This is a genomic window from Shewanella sp. ECSMB14101 (genome assembly GCF_000773485.1).
Lineage (GTDB): Bacteria > Pseudomonadota > Gammaproteobacteria > Enterobacterales > Shewanellaceae > Shewanella > Shewanella marisflavi.
In genome coordinates, this window is sequence record NZ_JSFF01000019.1 from 105,267 (window position 1) to 121,559 (window position 16,293).

The following is a 16,293-nucleotide window of genomic DNA, read 5'->3' on the forward strand; positions in this document are numbered from 1 at the left end:
GCTTAACTGGCTTTAGATTTTGGCTCAAACAGCGGGGCATGTAGCCCAAGCTGACGCGCCTTAGTCACGGCGCCCATGATATCCATTTTGACGATTTCATCTAAATAATCGATTGATTCAATGGTGTAATAAATCGGCTGCATGATGTCGATACGATACGGCGTGCGCAAGATATCGATCAAATCGAAAGGCTTAACCACAGGGGTATCGCTCATGGCATACAGTGTCTCACCCGGCGAGCTCAAAATGCCGCCACCATAAATCTTTAACTCATCGTTTGCCTGACGGATCAAGCCAAACTCTACGGTAAACCAATACAGACGCGCTAGAAACACGCGTTCCTCTTTCGAGGCGGCCAGACCCAACTTACCGTATTCGTGAGAGAAACGGGCAAAAGAGGGGTTGGTCAACAATGGGCAATGACCAAATATCTCATGAAAGATATCCGGCTCCTGCAGATAGTCGAACTCCTCTTTGCTGCGAATAAAGGTCGCGACCGGAAACTCCTGGTTCGCCAACAACTGGAAAAATTTCTCGAACGAGATCAAGGCCGGCACGGCAGCGGTCTTCCAACCAGTAGCCTGTTGTAGCACAGCATCAATCTCGCCTAGCTGCGGGATCCTGTCTGAAGCCAAGGCAAGATCCTCGAGCCCTTTCAGGTAGGCATCACACGCATAGCGGGGCAAATTGCCCTTCTGTCTGTCATACAGTGCTTGCCAGATCTCATGTTCGTTGTCAGGGTATTCGATGAACCCATGACTATCAGGCAATCTCGCCTGATAAGCGGTTTGTTTACTCATGATAAATACTACACAATTGACTGCTCCTGCCTCCATATTTGACTAAACGCCATGTTTTGTTAACAGGATCACACTTTATAGTTTTGACCACACAGGGCTCATTGTGTAATCCAAAATTTACACTTATGGATAACTAACCTACAGAAACAAATAAAATCAACCAGATAAAAAACAAACAAATGTAACAACTGTGAAACAAATGCTGGGTTTTAGACCATTCTCATTGGCTTAGCGAACCCTGACAAGATTTATGTAAGGGTATTTTTCACTTATGGTGGCTCACCACACAGTCAAGGGACCTTAGATCACCAGACAAACAGATGTTAATAAAGCTTCACACTTTACATAGGCCTAAATCCCCTGACTTTTCAGAGCGCTTTTATTAGAATAGAAAGGCATTTGCGCAGCCAACTAGGATTAGGATGAAACAGCAAAAAGTTAGTAAGGCGGTCATTCCCGTCGCGGGTCTTGGCACACGCATGCTTCCGGCAACTAAGGCTATCCCCAAGGAGATGTTGCCCATAGTGGATAGACCCTTAATCCAATACGTTGTCAACGAGGCTATCGCCGCCGGGATCAACGAAATCGTCTTAGTCACCCATGCCAGTAAAAATTCCATCGAAAACCATTTCGACTCGAGTTTTGAGCTCGAGGCGCAGCTTGAGCGCAGGGTAAAGCGCCAATTGCTGGCCGAGGTACAGGCCATCTGTCCCAATGACGTAACCGTTATCAGCGTACGCCAGTCCCAAGCCAAGGGATTGGGGCACGCCATCTTATGTGCCCAGAAAGTCGTCGGCGATGAGCCCTTTGCCGTATTGCTGCCCGATGTCATCATTGACGATGCCAGCTGCGATCTGACTCGAGACAACCTCGCCGAAATGGTCAAACTGTTTGATGAAACCCAAGAGGGTCAGATCATGGTCGAAGGGGTACCCGAAAACTGTGTCGATCAGTATGGTATCGCCGATGTGAATGGTCATCAGCTCGAAGTGGGTCAATCTAAACCAATCAATGAATTAGTGGAAAAACCTAAGGTTAGCCAGGCGCCATCCAATCTGGCAGTGGTAGGTCGCTATGTGTTGCCCAAACAGATCTGGCCCCTGCTGAGTAAGACGCCAGCCGGCGCCGGGGATGAGATCCAACTGACCGATGCCATCGCCATGCTGATGGAGAAACAAACGGTCAACGCTTACTATATGCACGGCAAGAGCCATGACTGTGGTAACAAACTCGGCTATATGCGCGCCAACGTAGAGTACGCGCTGCGCCATCACGAAGTGGGCAGGGATTTTGCCGACTATCTCAAAGCCTTAGTATCAGATTTATAACAGGATAAAGATTAATGACGATTTTAGTCACAGGTGGAGCCGGCTACATAGGTAGTCACACTGTTGTTGAGCTACTCAATGATGATCAACAGGTGGTCATCATAGACAACCTGAGCAACTCCAGCGTCGAAGCGCTAAAACGGGTCGAGCAGATCACTGGTAAAGGGTTCACCTTCTATCAGGGAGATGTACTCAACAAGGCCTTCCTGCAGAAGGTCTTTACCGACCATAATATCGATTCTGTGATCCATTTTGCCGGGCTTAAAGCGGTCGGTGAGTCAGTTGCTCAGCCACTGAGATACTATGAAAACAATGTCACCGGCACCCTAGTGCTGTGCGAGGTGATGGCCGAATTTAACGTGAAAAACCTGGTCTTTAGCTCATCAGCCACCGTCTATGGCGACCCCGCCTCACTGCCCATCACCGAAGACTTCCCTACAGGAGCGACCAATCCTTACGGCCAGTCAAAACTCATGGTCGAGCATATCCTTAAGGATCTACACCATTCAGATCCTAGCTGGAACATCGCCAGATTGCGCTACTTCAATCCTGTGGGCGCCCACGAGAGTGGCCTTATCGGCGAAGATCCCAACGATATTCCCAACAACCTAATGCCCTTTATCGCCCAGGTTGCTGTTGGGCAACGTGAGAAGCTCAGCGTGTTTGGCGATGACTATGACACCCACGATGGCACTGGTGTGCGCGACTATATTCATGTGGTGGATCTGGCTAAAGGTCACCTCAAAGCGCTCGAAAAGCTCAATACTCAACCAGGGCTAGTCACCTATAACCTGGGCACAGGTCAAGGCTATAGCGTACTGGACATGGTTAAGGCGTTCGAGAAAGCTTGCGGCCACACCATCGCCTATCAGATCGCGCCACGTCGCCCTGGCGATATCGCCGCTTGTTACGCCGATCCACACAAGGCGCAGAGTGAACTCAACTGGCAGGCGACACACAGCATCGAAGATATGGCTAACAGTAGCTGGCATTGGCAGTCGTCCAATCCCAACGGCTACAAGGCCTAAATCAGACTTAGGGAGCCTTGGCTCCCTTAAAACCTCAGAGTAAATCTATGAGCAATCGCATCAACCAAAGCCGCCGTAACCTCTTTAGTCGCCGTAAGAACCAGGTGATCCGTCCACCTTGGAGCCGCACAGATGTAGAGTTTACCGACATCTGCACTCGCTGCGACAAATGTATCGAGGCGTGCGAGACCCAGATCCTCTTTCGCGGTGATGGCGGTTTTCCCGAAGTTGATTTCAGTCGAGACGAATGCACCTTCTGCGGCGACTGCGCCAAGATCTGTCCCGAGCCACTGTTCACCGATCTTGAGCAAAGCCCATGGCAAATAAAGGCATCGGTCAACGACACCTGTCTGGCCAACAGCGGCATCTATTGTCAGACCTGTAAAGATGCCTGCGATCCCAGAGCGATCACCTTTACCCCAGGCATAGGTCGAGCCCCCAAGCCTGAGATAGACACTGAGCTGTGTACCGGCTGCGGCGCCTGTGTTGCGCCCTGCCCTAACCAGTCAATCAAGCTGGCTTGAACCTTGGGCAAGGTAGCCAAAAATCTGACAGCGAGCGCCAAATATTAGTGGTTTTGCTGCACAAAATTTAAGGGTACTATTGGTCCAAACGGGCCAAAAAGTTAATCATTATGTTTGGAAAGAAAAATAACAACGCAGGTCTCACTTTTATCGCACAAGGGACTAAATTATCCGGGGAAACGCATTTTGCGGGCGAAGCCCTTATTGGCGGCGAAGTGCACGGTAAGATCAGTGCTACCGGTAAATTGACCATTGAAGCCGATGGTTATATCGAAGGCGAGCTGCAGTGCAAAGAGCTTAAAGTCTCTGGCGTATTTAAGGGTAAGATGAAGTGTGAAAAGCTTAACATTACCAGCACGGGCAGTGTCGAAGGCGAGATTGCCTGTAACTCGATGGAGATCTTCGAAGGCGGCCAGTTTATTGGTATGCGAGTGCGAGAAGAAGTCGCCCTGCTCTCCAGTGAACCTGACAACACAGACTTTCAGAGCAAAACAGAACGTCAAGGCGAGTCTCAGCTAGATAATTATATTAAAGAACTGACAACCTCTTCATAGACTCCAAGCTTTCGATAAAAGCCCAGCAAGGCTTGAGTAACAAGGCCACACTATTGTGTGGCCTTGTTTTTATATTCCCGAACCAGGGCGATAAACTTCCTCGGCTCCCGGTCTAAACAATCCACCGGCAGATAAACATGGTAACCCAGTTGCGTGTTGAGCTGCTCGCAGCGCCGGGCAAACATTGCCTGTACCCCCTTAAGCTGCTCTCCTTCCAGGGTAAATGGGGTGAACTCAGAGTTAAGATAACGCTCCAGATCCGCCAGCTCACCATCTAGGGTCAGCGAAGACATTAACAGCGGGCGCTGCTCACTCAATAGCCCGGTAGCCAGTCTCGGCGGAATATCATCGATCAACGGCCACAAAGACTTTAACCTTACCCCTATGTAGGGCAGATCATGGCTATCAAACGACTGAATACTTCGCGGAATATCAACTCGCTGTATGTTCTGCCACTCCATGTAGATGGTGCCCCTGTGATGGTGATACACCAAGCCTCTAGGGCGCAGCTCTATACTCACGTCTGGTTGCAACCACTTAGCCGCTCCCAGCACAGTAAAGATCATGCCGAAAATAAAAAATACCATCCCCGGTCCCATAAGCGCCTTGGAGACGATAAACATCACCAAAGCACAGGCCAAGGCGATGATGCCAACTAAGGTGAATGTGCGCGCATTGCGCTTGGTCATTGCGCGAATGACAACAGCTTCTTGTTCCATAATCTCCAAACGTTAATCTGCTAGGGCAAATTTAATCTTCAGCCAAACCTGTCCCACATACTCATGAATGGCCCGCTGAGAAGCCAACAGATTACGGGCATCTAACTGCCACCAATAGCCGCCACGGGCAATAAAATCGGCAGGCGCCGCTTGAGGATGCATGCCTGCTTGGTGAAATATCATCATAGCTCTGGGCAAATGAGTCGCCGAGGTCACCAGCCTAAAGGGCCTATCACCAATTTCCCACTCGAGAAATTGTGCCTCTTCCAGGGTATCCTTTGCCAGCGGAAACTGAATGATCTGCTCAGGCTTTACCCCAAGCTCCATGGCTGCATTGGCCATTACCTGAGCCTGAGGAATGGCGTCGCTGCCTCCCCAACCGCTAACCACCAGCTGACATTGCTGACCAAGCCCGAGTTGCCTCATGCCTTCTGTTAGGCGAGCCAGCGCCGTAGCCGACAGCTGCAGCGTTGCCCGCTCAGAGATGCTTGAGTCATGGTCAGAACCGAGCACCATCACCACGCAGCCCTGCGTCATAGGCGTATTATTCACCGGATATTGCTGCTCAAGGGAATTGGCCAGCTGATAACTGCCCCACTGACTGCTGAGCAGCAAGAGGATGGTAAAGGATGATGCAATCAGCGTCTTGACCAGTTTACGTCGCCTGAGTATTACGATGGCGATAAACAGAAGAAATACCGATAACGGGATCGGCATTAACAGTTGTGAAATTAGTTTTTTTACCCAGAACATGGCTATCCTTTGCCCCCAATGAAAAGTGGGGGCAAGTGTAACCTAGCGCCGGACGTAAGTCATTACCACAGCCAAGCGGCGCCGCGCACGCCAGATGAGCCGCCATACATATTTTGCACCACAGGAGTACGACACTCGCCGCCAAGCACATACTTAGACAGTACGGCTGGTAGTCTCGGGTAGATGGCTTCAATGTGAGACACACCGCCACCGAGCACAATAATGTCCGGGTCGAGCATATTGATCATATGCGCCAGTGAACGCGCCAGACGATCGATAAAGCGCTCAAATGCCGCAGTTGCCAGCTCCTCACCCTGCTCCATTCTGCGGGCGATCTCGATACCGCTTGGGGCATCGCCGCCAGCCGCCTTATAGTCGCGCACAAAGCCGGTACCAGAGATAAAGGTTTCAATACAATCTTTGTTACCGCAGAAACATTCGGTCGAATTAAATTCATCAGGGGTCATCCAAGGTAGCGGATTGTGCCCCCACTCGCCGCCGATGCCGTTGCCGCCACCATGCACCTTGCCGTTGATGGCAATACCACCACCACAGCCTGTGCCTATGATCACCCCAAACACTAATCCCTTACCTGCCGCAGCGCCGTCCACAGCCTCGGAAACGGCGAAACAGTTGGCGTCATTGGCCACGCGAACCTCACGCTCTAAGCGTGCACCTAAGTCCAGATCGAGGGGATGGCCGTTGATCCAGGTAGAGTTAGCATTCTTTACCAGACCAGAGAAAGGCGAGATCACCCCGGGGATACCGACGCCCACTGTGCCCTTTTGACCCAATGTGGATTCAGCTTCGTTGACGAGTGCCTCGATAGCATCCAAGGTGGCATTGTATTCTCGTGGCGTGGGGACCCGCTTTCTAAACAGCTCCTTGCCCGCTTCGCTCAGGGCCACCAGCTCTATCTTGGTTCCGCCCAAATCAACACCCATTCTCATCATTCTCTGCTCCAATCTTATTCTCTTTATCTTACTTTTCGAGCCAATGCTTCGCCGTGGCAATAAAGTAGGGATTTAAAATGTCTTCTTTCTGGTTGTAATCCAGCGGCTGACCCGTGTCGGCATTGATCACACTACCGCCAACACTCTCTAATACAGCCTGGGCCGCCGCAGTATCCCACTCGCTGGTGAGGCCCAGTCGGGGATAGATATCTGCCTTAGCTTCCGCCAGCAGACAGAACTTAAGCGAGCTGCCGATACTGGTCATAGTGTGCTCGCCCAGCTCATCGAGATAGGCGGCTAAGCCAGGACTCACATGGGAGCGGCTTCCTACGACTCTTGGCACACTCGGCGCCTTGACTTGCTCTTGTGTCAACTCAACCAGCTGATCGCCGTGGGCTAACCAGGCTCCCAGGTGCAGAGCGCCGTAATAGCACTTATCCAATACAGGTGCGTAAACCACACCGGCCACGGAGCGACCATTTTCGATATAGGCGATATTAACGGTAAACTCGCCATTACGCTTAATAAACTCTTTGGTGCCATCAAGCGGGTCTATTAGCCAATATTGCTGCCATTGACGACGGGTCTCCCAAGGGATATCGGCCGCCTCCTCTGACATCACGGGGATCTCAGGGGTTAAACGCGCCAACGCATCAACAATCACCTTGTGACTGGCCAGGTCGGCAGCCGTCACAGGACTATCATCAGCCTTGGCCGTGACTTCGACCTCATCGGTGCCGTAAACGGCCATAATTGCCTCGCCCGCTTGTTTGGCAATCTCGACCAACTCGGCTAACCATTCTTGCTTAAATGTATGACTCACAATATTAATTCTCTTCTTTGCTCGATGCCTTTTAGTATGCCATCTCTGATCCCAAGAATTTAATAACAATTTGATCATACTTTGTTTAAAAGATACTAAGCTAGCCACTACCCCAAGAAAAGCCTTTAACACGACTTGCATTCGTATTCAGGCATGTGTCGCTGTGGGCTAAAGCAGGCTTATACACGGCTTCATTCCTAATCAGCTACGTAATACTGACAACGACTCACCAACTCAAGTCTCACAAATACAATACCGATAAGCCACTGCTTTGAAACAGCTAAATGACAAATACGCTCTCATCGCACAAAAATATACAATTACCTTGTATATTAATTAATTACTTATAAAATCTGCCCATGATTAAATGACAGAAATTTCGCCTTCATATGAACAAATATCTCCCGGCAGGCCTACTGCTTATGTGCAGTTTCTCCAGCCAAGCGGCTTGGTGGATTGAGCCGACAGATCTACCGCTACGCGCTGACATTCAATTGCTTGCCGATACAGGTATCATCAAGCAACCTGTGACGACCTATCCCTTGATGTGGGCTGGTATCAAACAAGATCTCGATAGCGCTGAGCTCCTTCAGCTCACATCCGCCCAGGCTGCTGCCTACGACAGGGTGATAAACGCTTATGCCAAAGATCATCAAGGCTTAGACACCAGCTTTACCCTGAGCGCCGCAACCGATACCGCGCGCTTTTTGGGGTTTGGCCATGACTACCGAGATAAGGCGCAAGCCACGGTAGATGTCGAGGTCACTAAAGAATGGTTTAGCGGCCGCCTCTCTGCCAGCTACCATGAAGATCCAATAGATGGTAAAAGCGCTCGACTGGACAACAGCTTTGCTGCGGTAATGCTAGGTAACTGGATTATCAGCGCCGGCGCGCAGCAGAAATACTGGGGACCGGGCTGGGATTCAGGTCTAATCCAAACGACCAATGCTCGCCCTATGCCAGGTATCACTTTTAGTCGCCATAATAGCGCTGCCTTCGAGACGCCTTGGCTTAACTGGATAGGCCCTTGGACCTTTACCACCAGTTTCAGCGAGATGGAGAGTGACCGCTATGTGCCTGAAACCAAACATTGGGGCGCTCGAGGCACACTCAGACCTATCTCTCAACTCGAGGTAGGCTTCTCCTGGACCATGCAGTGGGGCGGCGAAGGATATGGCAATAGTCTGGGTGACTGGTGGGACGGCTTGTTTAATGGCGGACAATCGGAAGGCGAAATTGAAAATGGCCAAGAGAACATGCTCGCTGGCTATGATTTTCGCTGGTCAGACACCGCCTTTGGCATCCCCTATGGTATCTACTATGAACGCATTCATGAAGACTACCACCACGGCAAAAACAAGTTGATCAACGCCGCCAACATGGGTGGAGTCGATTTTATGATTAGCGAAATTAACACTCGCTTCTTTGTTGAATATTCCGATACCAAGGTTGCCTGCGGCATTGACCCCAATGCGTACAACTGTCTGTATGAACATGGTTTTTATAAAAGCGGCTACCGCTATTATGGCAAAAGCCTCGGCAGTACCTATGACAATGACTCTGAAACCTTAGTCATTGGTGGGATCACTCAGTTAGGGCGCGGCCACAGTATTACCAATAAATTGCGCTGGCTTAGACTCAACACCGATGCAATCGATACCGGCAACGAGGCTGGCGGCAACCCCGTTTCGCCAGGTGAATATGAGCGGGTATACCAACTTGATACCAGCTACCATAGGCCTTTGCTAAAGGGCACGCTAAAACTTGGCGGCACAGTGAGTTATCGTGAGTTTGTACGAGCAAGCAATGACGATTGGGACGCGACCCTCTATGCCCTGTGGGAGAGAAGTTTTTAAGCCTTAGCATCAACAGGCATTAAGGCTTTCCCCGTGAGCCACCTCCTCCATACACTGGCGCCAACCTATTGATTAGGGGACGCGCCAGCTTGTTCTGACCTCTCAACACTTCATCGGAGGGCTTAAACCTTCCACCTTTTGCGCCTTCCTTGCTACAAACCATGTTTTTAGGAACACAAGCAAAATCACACTTAAGAACATTGTTTGTCCACCTAATAATCCACAATGCAAGTAAGAGAAAAGTAGCGATGTTTTGTGAATAGGACTATTATTTAAACCTCATGTTTTTTCAGCGATTTTTCACTGCCTCATCGAATAGAGGAACGCATGTCAGGGAGTCACTAGTTGAAGCCATCTTTATCACGTCAGTCATTGTTCTCACTCTGGGTGCCCATTTTAATCCTAATCGTTGGTTACGTGGTTGGCAGCCTATTAGCAGAACGACAACAGCTTGAAAATCAGCAGCGTGTTCAAGAGGTCATGCAGGAAAGGCTGAAACAGATAACCACTGGCGTGACTGAAAAAGTATCACTCTATCAATACGGCCTCAGAGGTGTGCGGGGCGCCATGCTCACTTATGGTGTTGATAAATTTGACTATACTCGCATGCAGATGTACACCCAAAGCCGAGACTACAGCTATGAGTTTCCTGGGGCTCGCGGTTTTGGTTTTATTCAGTATGTACCGGTTTCGGCATTAGATACGTTTCTTGATACCAGTGCTAGAGAACGCCCCGATAGACGCTTTGAACTTCGTCAGCTTAGTCCCCACAAAGATGACCTCTTTATTATCCGTTTTATAGAGCCTGAATCCCGTAACAGGCAGGCGGTTGGCCTAGACATTGGCTCAGAGCAGAACCGTCGTCAGGCCGCCCTGCGTTCGGCACGGGAAAACAGCGTTACTCTAACTGGCCCCATTACACTCGTACAGGCGACTCAGAAAAGTCTGCAGGGCTTTTTGATACTAATGCCGATCTATCGAACCGCTGCTCCTGAAGCTCCCAAAGATCTTGGTTTGGCCAACCTTATTGGCTGGAGCTACGCTCCCATTCTCATTGACGAGGTACTCAACTCCATTTCAGGCTTGGAAGAACATCTGACATTAACGATTAATGATGTGACCAAAGGAACGACCCAGCAATTTTTTCAGCGCGGTGCCCATGAAGAAGCCCTAACCCAATATCAAGTAGACGCCTATATCGCTCTTTTCGGGCGAGACTGGCATTTAAGGTTGTCACCGAATCCCACTTTCCTAGAGCAAATGGGCTTGCCTGAACCTTCCTCTTCCTTAATCAATTCCTGGTTGGTCAGCCTCTTGATTGCCGTACTAGTATACACCGGCCAACTTGCATGGATGCGCCGGGCAGCAGTTTTACAACATCGTCGTGATCTGGCTAGCGCCGAAGAAAAAGCCTTACTCAGTGCTAAAGCCAAGCTTGAACAACTGGTTCATGAGCGCACTTCACAGCTTGAAAAAATGGGCATATTGCAGCGAACTATATTGGACGCCGCAGCCTACGCGATTATTGCCACAGATCCCGATGGAATGATCACCGTGTTTAATCCGTCTGCCGAACGACTTCTTGGCTACAGTGCCAAGGAAATGATTGGACTCCAGACACCAGCTATTTTCCATTTGGAAGAAGAAGTGGTACGTAGGGCGGCACAGCTCTCTCAGGAATTGGGCACCCTTGTTGAGCCTGGTTTTGATGCCTTTATCGTCAAGGCGAGAATTGGCAAAGTCGACACCAATAATTGGACCTATGTCAGTAAAATTGGCACCCATGTTACGGTCAAACTAAGTGTGACCACCCTATACGGTGAAGACAAGGACATCATGGGATATTTAGGGATTGCCTACGACCTAACCGACCAGCTGAAGCGTGAGCAAGAGCTGGCTGATGCCCGTGAACAAGCGCTGCGAGCCAGTCAGGCCAAATCAGAATTTCTGGCCAATATGAGCCACGAAATTCGTACCCCCATGAATGCCGTGCTTGGGCTGTTACAAATGACGCTGCAAACCGATCTGCCCCCCCGCTCTAGGGACTATTTGCAAAAGACCCAACAAGCGGCCAAATCGCTGTTGGCGCTATTAAACGACATTCTGGACTTTTCCAAAATTGAAGCTGGCCGCATAGAACTCGAGCAACAAGACTTTTCATTACAACAGTTGCTGGGGGAAATGAGCAGTATTCTTTCTTCACAGGCGCAGGAAAAAGATATCGAATTGGTATATCAGGTTGCTCCGTCTGTGCCAGACCAGCTGATTGGCGACAGTCTTAGACTAAGGCAAATTTTACTTAACGTCACCAGCAACGCTATTAAGTTTACCGAAACGGGTAACATTATCATTCGTATCGATGCCAACCTTGACCCGACTGGCATCTGTCACTTACACATTGAAATCGAGGACTCTGGAATTGGTATGACAGACCCTCAGCAAGCAATCATTTTCAAGGGTTTTTCTCAGGCAGACTCATCAATTTCAAGGCGCTTCGGAGGCTCGGGGCTTGGTCTTGCCATTACCCGTGAACTGGTGTACTTGATGTGTGGTGACATCCGTGTCACCAGTAGCCCTGGAGTAGGCAGTACCTTTTTCATCGACGTACAACTAAGATTTAAAAATACTTCCATTAGTCAGGATAGCCGCTTTCGCGGTGTGAAAGTATTACTGGTGGAAGATAACGATACTTCTCGCTTGGTGATCAAAGAATTGCTGCAGAATATGGGTTGCGAAGTTACTGCGCTCGACAATGGTTTAACCGCCATGAAGGCCATCGAGGATCTGGCGCCGGAATCCTTTGACGTCTTGCTACTTGATTGGCAGATGCCGGGGTTGGACGGGCTAACGCTGGCGTCACAGATAAGACGACTAGAGTCGTTAGCCAAACAGCCCGGCATCATAATTGTGACAGCTTATAGCCAAACCGTACTAGAAGAGCAACTTAAACACAGCGAAGAAGAGTTTGATGCCACTCTGATTAAACCTGTTACCCGTGATATGTTGAGCGTCTGCCTACAAAGAGTATTGGACAATCACAGCGACGATTGTTTGGATATGTTACCTCACCTGCCATTGGCACCCAGTCTGGTTGGCAGGCGGTTGCTATTGATAGAAGACAATGCCACCAATCGCTTAGTTGCCTCCAGTCTGTTGAGTCAGCTTGGCGCCGATGTCACCGAGGCCTTTGATGGTTTTCAGGCATTGGAAATCCTCACTCGGCAACAGTTTGATTTGGTACTTATGGATATCCAGATGCCTGGAATGAACGGTTACGAAACTACCCGAAATATTCGCACAGCACTCAAGCTGACCGACTTACCTATTATCGCCATGACAGCTAACGCCATGCCGGAAGATAAGCAGGCTTGCCGAGATGCTGGCATGAATGATCATATTTCTAAACCTTTTGAGATAGAACGAGTAGCGGAGCAACTGCACCAGTACCTGAGCATGCCAAATGGCTCTTCAGGAAAAGAGAAGCATATTAGTACGACATCCTTAATGGACACGAACGATGGAACGTTAGACACTGCCGAGCCGTTTCAGTTGCCGAAAGATGCATTGCCGAAAGCCATCATACACTTTTCACAGGCCAATGGCCTAGATCTAAAATATGCCTGCAAGCGTTTGGGCGACCGTGCTTTATTTACCGAGGTGATAAATCAATTTTTGCTGGATATTCGCCATGCACAAACTAGACTATCCTTACATCAGTTACCGATTAAAGACGCTATAATTCAGTACCATAGCCTCAAAAGTGGAGCAGCTAGCTGTGGGTTTACAGCGTTAGCTCAGCTCTTAAAGCAAGCCGAAGACAGCAGCCGTCAGGAAGGTGAACAGAACGTGTCCCCCGATGGAGATGTGGTCAGAGCGCTCGCTGAGACTATTTTACAACTGGAACAATTGCAACAGTTACTTTCGACACACGCCCAAAAGCCTGAGGTCACAACACACACCTCAATACCTAATGCAGAGCTGGCGGCACAACTCAATGTGTTAAAGCAGCTATTGAGTCAATCTGACATGGCAGCGCTGGATTTACTTGAAAGTCTGCGCGGATCACTTGCACAACAGGATGCTGCGCTGACAGAAAAAATAATGGATGCCGCTAATAACTTGGATTTTAATCAATCACTTGTGTTACTGGCGGCCTTCCAAGGAGTAGAGGAAATAGGATGATGAATCAGGAACAGCCATTTAACGACTCCGAAGATAGCTCTGCTAAGATACTGATCGTTGACGATAAACCATCCAACATTCAGATAGTTAATCACATTATCAAAAACCAATACCAGGTGCTAATGGCCACCTCTGGTCGCCGAGCCATTGAAATATGCCTTGAGATGCTGCCAGACCTAGTATTGATGGACGTCATTATGCCCGAACAGGATGGTCTGGCTACCTGTAAATTGATGAAACAGCATCCTAACCTCACAAATATCCCGGTTATCTTTATCACCGGTCTGCAGGGGCAAAATGACGAAAATGCCTGCTGGGAAGCCGGTGGAGTCGACTTTATCGCCAAGCCATTTAACGCCAATACTTTGAAAAACCGTATCAAGGCCCACTTGATGCTCAAGCGGCAGAGCGATTTATTACGTCGGCTTGCCTTTCTAGACGGCCTAACCGGTGTGAAGAATCGCCATTTCTTTGACCAATATATTGAAACCCAGCTGATCCTGGCACAACGCCAGTCCACGGCAATTTGTGTACTGATGGTGGACATCGACTACTTCAAACAATACAACGATAACTTCGGACATCAAATGGGAGATGAGGCGCTATGCTCAGTGGCACAGGCTTTGGGAGAAAGCTGTCGACGACCTGCGGATTTAGTGGCGCGCTATGGCGGCGAAGAGTTTGTGATAGTGCTCCCCGATACCCAAAGAGCCGGAGTAGAAAACGTTATAGCGCGGATTCAAAAGGCCATCGCCAAGCTTGCGATTAACCACGCCGCATCGGCCAGCGGCTTTTTGACAGTGAGTATTGGCGGAATGATTTGGCTCAATGACTACCAAAGCAAAGAGACATTGCTTGGGGAGGCAGACAAGCTACTTTACCGTGCCAAAAGTCTCGGGCGCAATCAGGCCTGTATCGAGATAAAAGAACCCTAAGCATCTGTAAAATCAATTGCATTGTGGTGACTGCCACATTGGCATGCCTCTGATGCTATTAATAATGCTATAAGCGATTTAATCATGTATCACGCTGAGCAACTGCCACTTACACAAAAGATATGACCGTTTCAGCTGTGGCTATAGCAGTTTAACTGAAGCTTGGTTGGGGATGGTTGGCAATATAATGAGATGCCGCCAGTAGAGTTAGCGCACCTATATCTTTCTGATAGCAGTCGAGTAATTTCGGTCTCAACCATCTGCTATCGCTTTTTAGCCATCCTAAACAAATTGCACTTTTTCAAATTGCTGCTATACCTTATGGACGAAAAGGCAAACCTGTAGCAATACAGAGACGCAAAACCACGGGTCTCCTCCGAGTTCGAGATAGCCGGGTTACCGTTAACTACATTCATAACGGAGCCCGTTTTTTATCGGCGTAATATGCACCGATAGCTTTCGGACAAGCAAGGAGCTAAAGAAATGAAAAAGAGTAATGTGTTACTAGCGTCAGTAATTGCGAGTTTCTCGCTTTCCGCACTCGCAGTGAATGATGTTATTTATCTTTCAGATACCATGGGACCTGCTGATGGAAAATCAGCCTTATATCGCGTTGATATAGACTCAGTTAGTGGGCACGCAAACCTGTCGTTGTTGCCAGACGGCATCGTTGATTTCAACCATGTCGATTCACTCGCCGCAGAACAAGACGGCAGTATCATATGGTTAATCGATAACAATTCCCTCATTAAATATGAAGTCGCCACCGCTACAGTAGATCTAATAGGCTCACTAGCGAACTTTTCAGGAGACTCTGATCAAGCTGCCGTATCTCCAGATGGGACGCTATATGTTACCAATAAGACTACAGGCGGACTCTATTCAATAAACAAGTCTACAGCAGAGGCTACTTTAGTCGGGACATTAACCGTAGGTAATGGTGGTGATATCGCATTTGATCAATACGGCACACTGTATATGGTCAACCAGAATGGTCTTTTCGAGCTTACCCTTCCCATTCCTCCCTCAGAAACAGTAGGCGTAGAACTTATCGGTCCTGTTTCTGACCGCTACACGGGGCTGGCATTTCGTGCTGGAGGCCTGGGCAACCTTTTAGGCTCAAACGGTATAGGTAACGCTATTAGAGAGTTAAGCGTCGTTGACGCTTCTGCCGTAGCTAACGGTAATTATCCAATGTACAAAGATGATCTGCCATTTGATCACCTTTATGGTGACATGACTACAGGCCCATTAGTCATGTGCAGTAAAACGATTGGATATTGGAAGAACCACGCTTGGAATGGCGCTACTGTTACCATTAACGGCTTGCTAATCGATGAAATCATTGGCCGTTTCGGTGATAAAGAGGAAGGTGATAAACCCTATAATGGATCACTTTGGAGTGCTAAAGGTAAAACCTACAGCATGCTCTATGCCCAGTTGATAGCGGCTAAACTCAATACAAATAATTCTTACACAGTACAGTTACTTAATGACGCTGAAGCTTTCTTATTCGAGAAAGACTTTAATGATGTAGTAAGCAAAGCGGATAGATCAGAGTATTCGGCATTTGTTCAAGCCGTCACAGCATTCAATGAGGACAATCACTGCGATAGTGAATAAACATTATTAGCATGTTGGCACGGTCTTCTGGCAACAGAAGACCGTTTTTTCGCTTTGAGTAGAGGTGAAAACAGCATTATGAATATCCGCTACTACACTATAAAACTTTTAGCTAGGAAAAGGTTATAAGGTTCATACTCTTATACGGAGTAGGAGTTGGACTCTTGGTTAATCGGTATTAGGACGCTATAGCCCTGTAGCAACCGCGCTCAGCA

The 16,293-nt window shown here is 48.8% G+C and carries 13 protein-coding genes and 1 riboswitch; of the genes, 8 read left to right on the plus strand and 5 right to left on the minus strand.

Features of this window, described 5'->3' with window-relative positions:
* Positions 1 to 2: 2 nt before the first annotated feature.
* A complete protein-coding gene (gene phhA, locus NY07_RS14475) occupies positions 3 to 800 on the minus strand; it encodes a phenylalanine 4-monooxygenase (protein WP_033540065.1) in 798 nt (265 codons plus the stop codon).
* Positions 801 to 1,222: 422 nt separating this feature from the next.
* Here phhA and galU point away from each other — a divergent pair, with 422 nt between their 5' ends.
* From galU to NY07_RS14495, 4 genes are all read left to right on the plus strand, one after another.
* Positions 1,223 to 2,128, plus strand: a complete 906-nt coding sequence (gene galU / locus NY07_RS14480; protein WP_033540066.1) for a UTP--glucose-1-phosphate uridylyltransferase GalU — start codon at positions 1,223 to 1,225, stop codon at positions 2,126 to 2,128.
* A gap of 14 nt (positions 2,129 to 2,142) precedes the next feature.
* Positions 2,143 to 3,156 (plus strand): UDP-glucose 4-epimerase GalE, encoded by a 1,014-nt coding sequence (galE, locus tag NY07_RS14485; RefSeq protein WP_033540067.1) that lies wholly within the window; start codon positions 2,143 to 2,145, stop codon positions 3,154 to 3,156.
* A 47-nt stretch (positions 3,157 to 3,203) separates the two neighbouring features.
* On the plus strand, positions 3,204 to 3,680 hold the full coding sequence (gene napF / locus NY07_RS14490) for a ferredoxin-type protein NapF (protein ID WP_033540068.1): 477 nt from the start codon (positions 3,204 to 3,206) through the stop codon (positions 3,678 to 3,680).
* Positions 3,681 to 3,790: 110 nt separating this feature from the next.
* The gene (locus tag NY07_RS14495) at positions 3,791 to 4,234 is read left to right on the plus strand and encodes a bactofilin family protein (protein ID WP_033540069.1); all 444 of its coding nucleotides are present in this window, start codon (positions 3,791 to 3,793) and stop codon (positions 4,232 to 4,234) included.
* Between the two features lie 50 nt (positions 4,235 to 4,284).
* On the opposite strand, the gene NY07_RS14500 is transcribed toward NY07_RS14495, so the two are convergent.
* From NY07_RS14500 to cysQ, 4 genes are all read right to left on the minus strand, one after another.
* Positions 4,285 to 4,953 carry a DUF2982 domain-containing protein gene (locus NY07_RS14500; protein ID WP_033540070.1) on the minus strand — a complete coding sequence of 223 codons (669 nt, stop codon included), beginning with the start codon at positions 4,951 to 4,953 and terminating at the stop codon, positions 4,285 to 4,287.
* 12 nt (positions 4,954 to 4,965) lie between these two features.
* Positions 4,966 to 5,706, minus strand: a complete 741-nt coding sequence (locus NY07_RS14505) for a YdcF family protein (RefSeq protein ID WP_033540071.1) — start codon at positions 5,704 to 5,706, stop codon at positions 4,966 to 4,968.
* A 62-nt stretch (positions 5,707 to 5,768) separates the two neighbouring features.
* Positions 5,769 to 6,659: a fructokinase gene (gene mak / locus NY07_RS14510; protein ID WP_033540072.1), complete on the minus strand. Its 891-nt coding sequence runs from the start codon at positions 6,657 to 6,659 to the stop codon at positions 5,769 to 5,771.
* Positions 6,660 to 6,687: 28 nt separating this feature from the next.
* Positions 6,688 to 7,482 (minus strand): 3'(2'),5'-bisphosphate nucleotidase CysQ, encoded by a 795-nt coding sequence (gene cysQ / locus NY07_RS14515; protein WP_052125746.1) that lies wholly within the window; start codon positions 7,480 to 7,482, stop codon positions 6,688 to 6,690.
* A gap of 389 nt (positions 7,483 to 7,871) precedes the next feature.
* Between cysQ and NY07_RS14520 the strand changes: the two genes are divergently transcribed.
* From NY07_RS14520 to NY07_RS14535, 4 genes are all read left to right on the plus strand, one after another.
* Positions 7,872 to 9,338, plus strand: coding sequence for a capsule assembly Wzi family protein (locus tag NY07_RS14520; protein ID WP_033540073.1), 1,467 nt, complete (start codon positions 7,872 to 7,874; stop codon positions 9,336 to 9,338).
* Positions 9,339 to 9,683: 345 nt separating this feature from the next.
* Complete coding sequence (locus tag NY07_RS14525; protein ID WP_033540074.1) at positions 9,684 to 13,520, plus strand: response regulator; 3,837 nt, start codon at positions 9,684 to 9,686, stop codon at positions 13,518 to 13,520.
* A complete protein-coding gene (locus NY07_RS14530) occupies positions 13,517 to 14,455 on the plus strand; it encodes a GGDEF domain-containing response regulator (protein ID WP_052125748.1) in 939 nt (312 codons plus the stop codon). The genes NY07_RS14525 and NY07_RS14530 overlap by 4 nt, the downstream gene beginning before the upstream one ends.
* Before the next feature lie 322 nt (positions 14,456 to 14,777).
* A riboswitch (cyclic di-GMP riboswitch) is annotated at positions 14,778 to 14,859 on the plus strand.
* A gap of 79 nt (positions 14,860 to 14,938) precedes the next feature.
* Positions 14,939 to 16,078: a hypothetical protein gene (locus tag NY07_RS14535; protein WP_033540075.1), complete on the plus strand. Its 1,140-nt coding sequence runs from the start codon at positions 14,939 to 14,941 to the stop codon at positions 16,076 to 16,078.
* Positions 16,079 to 16,293 lie beyond the last annotated feature (215 nt).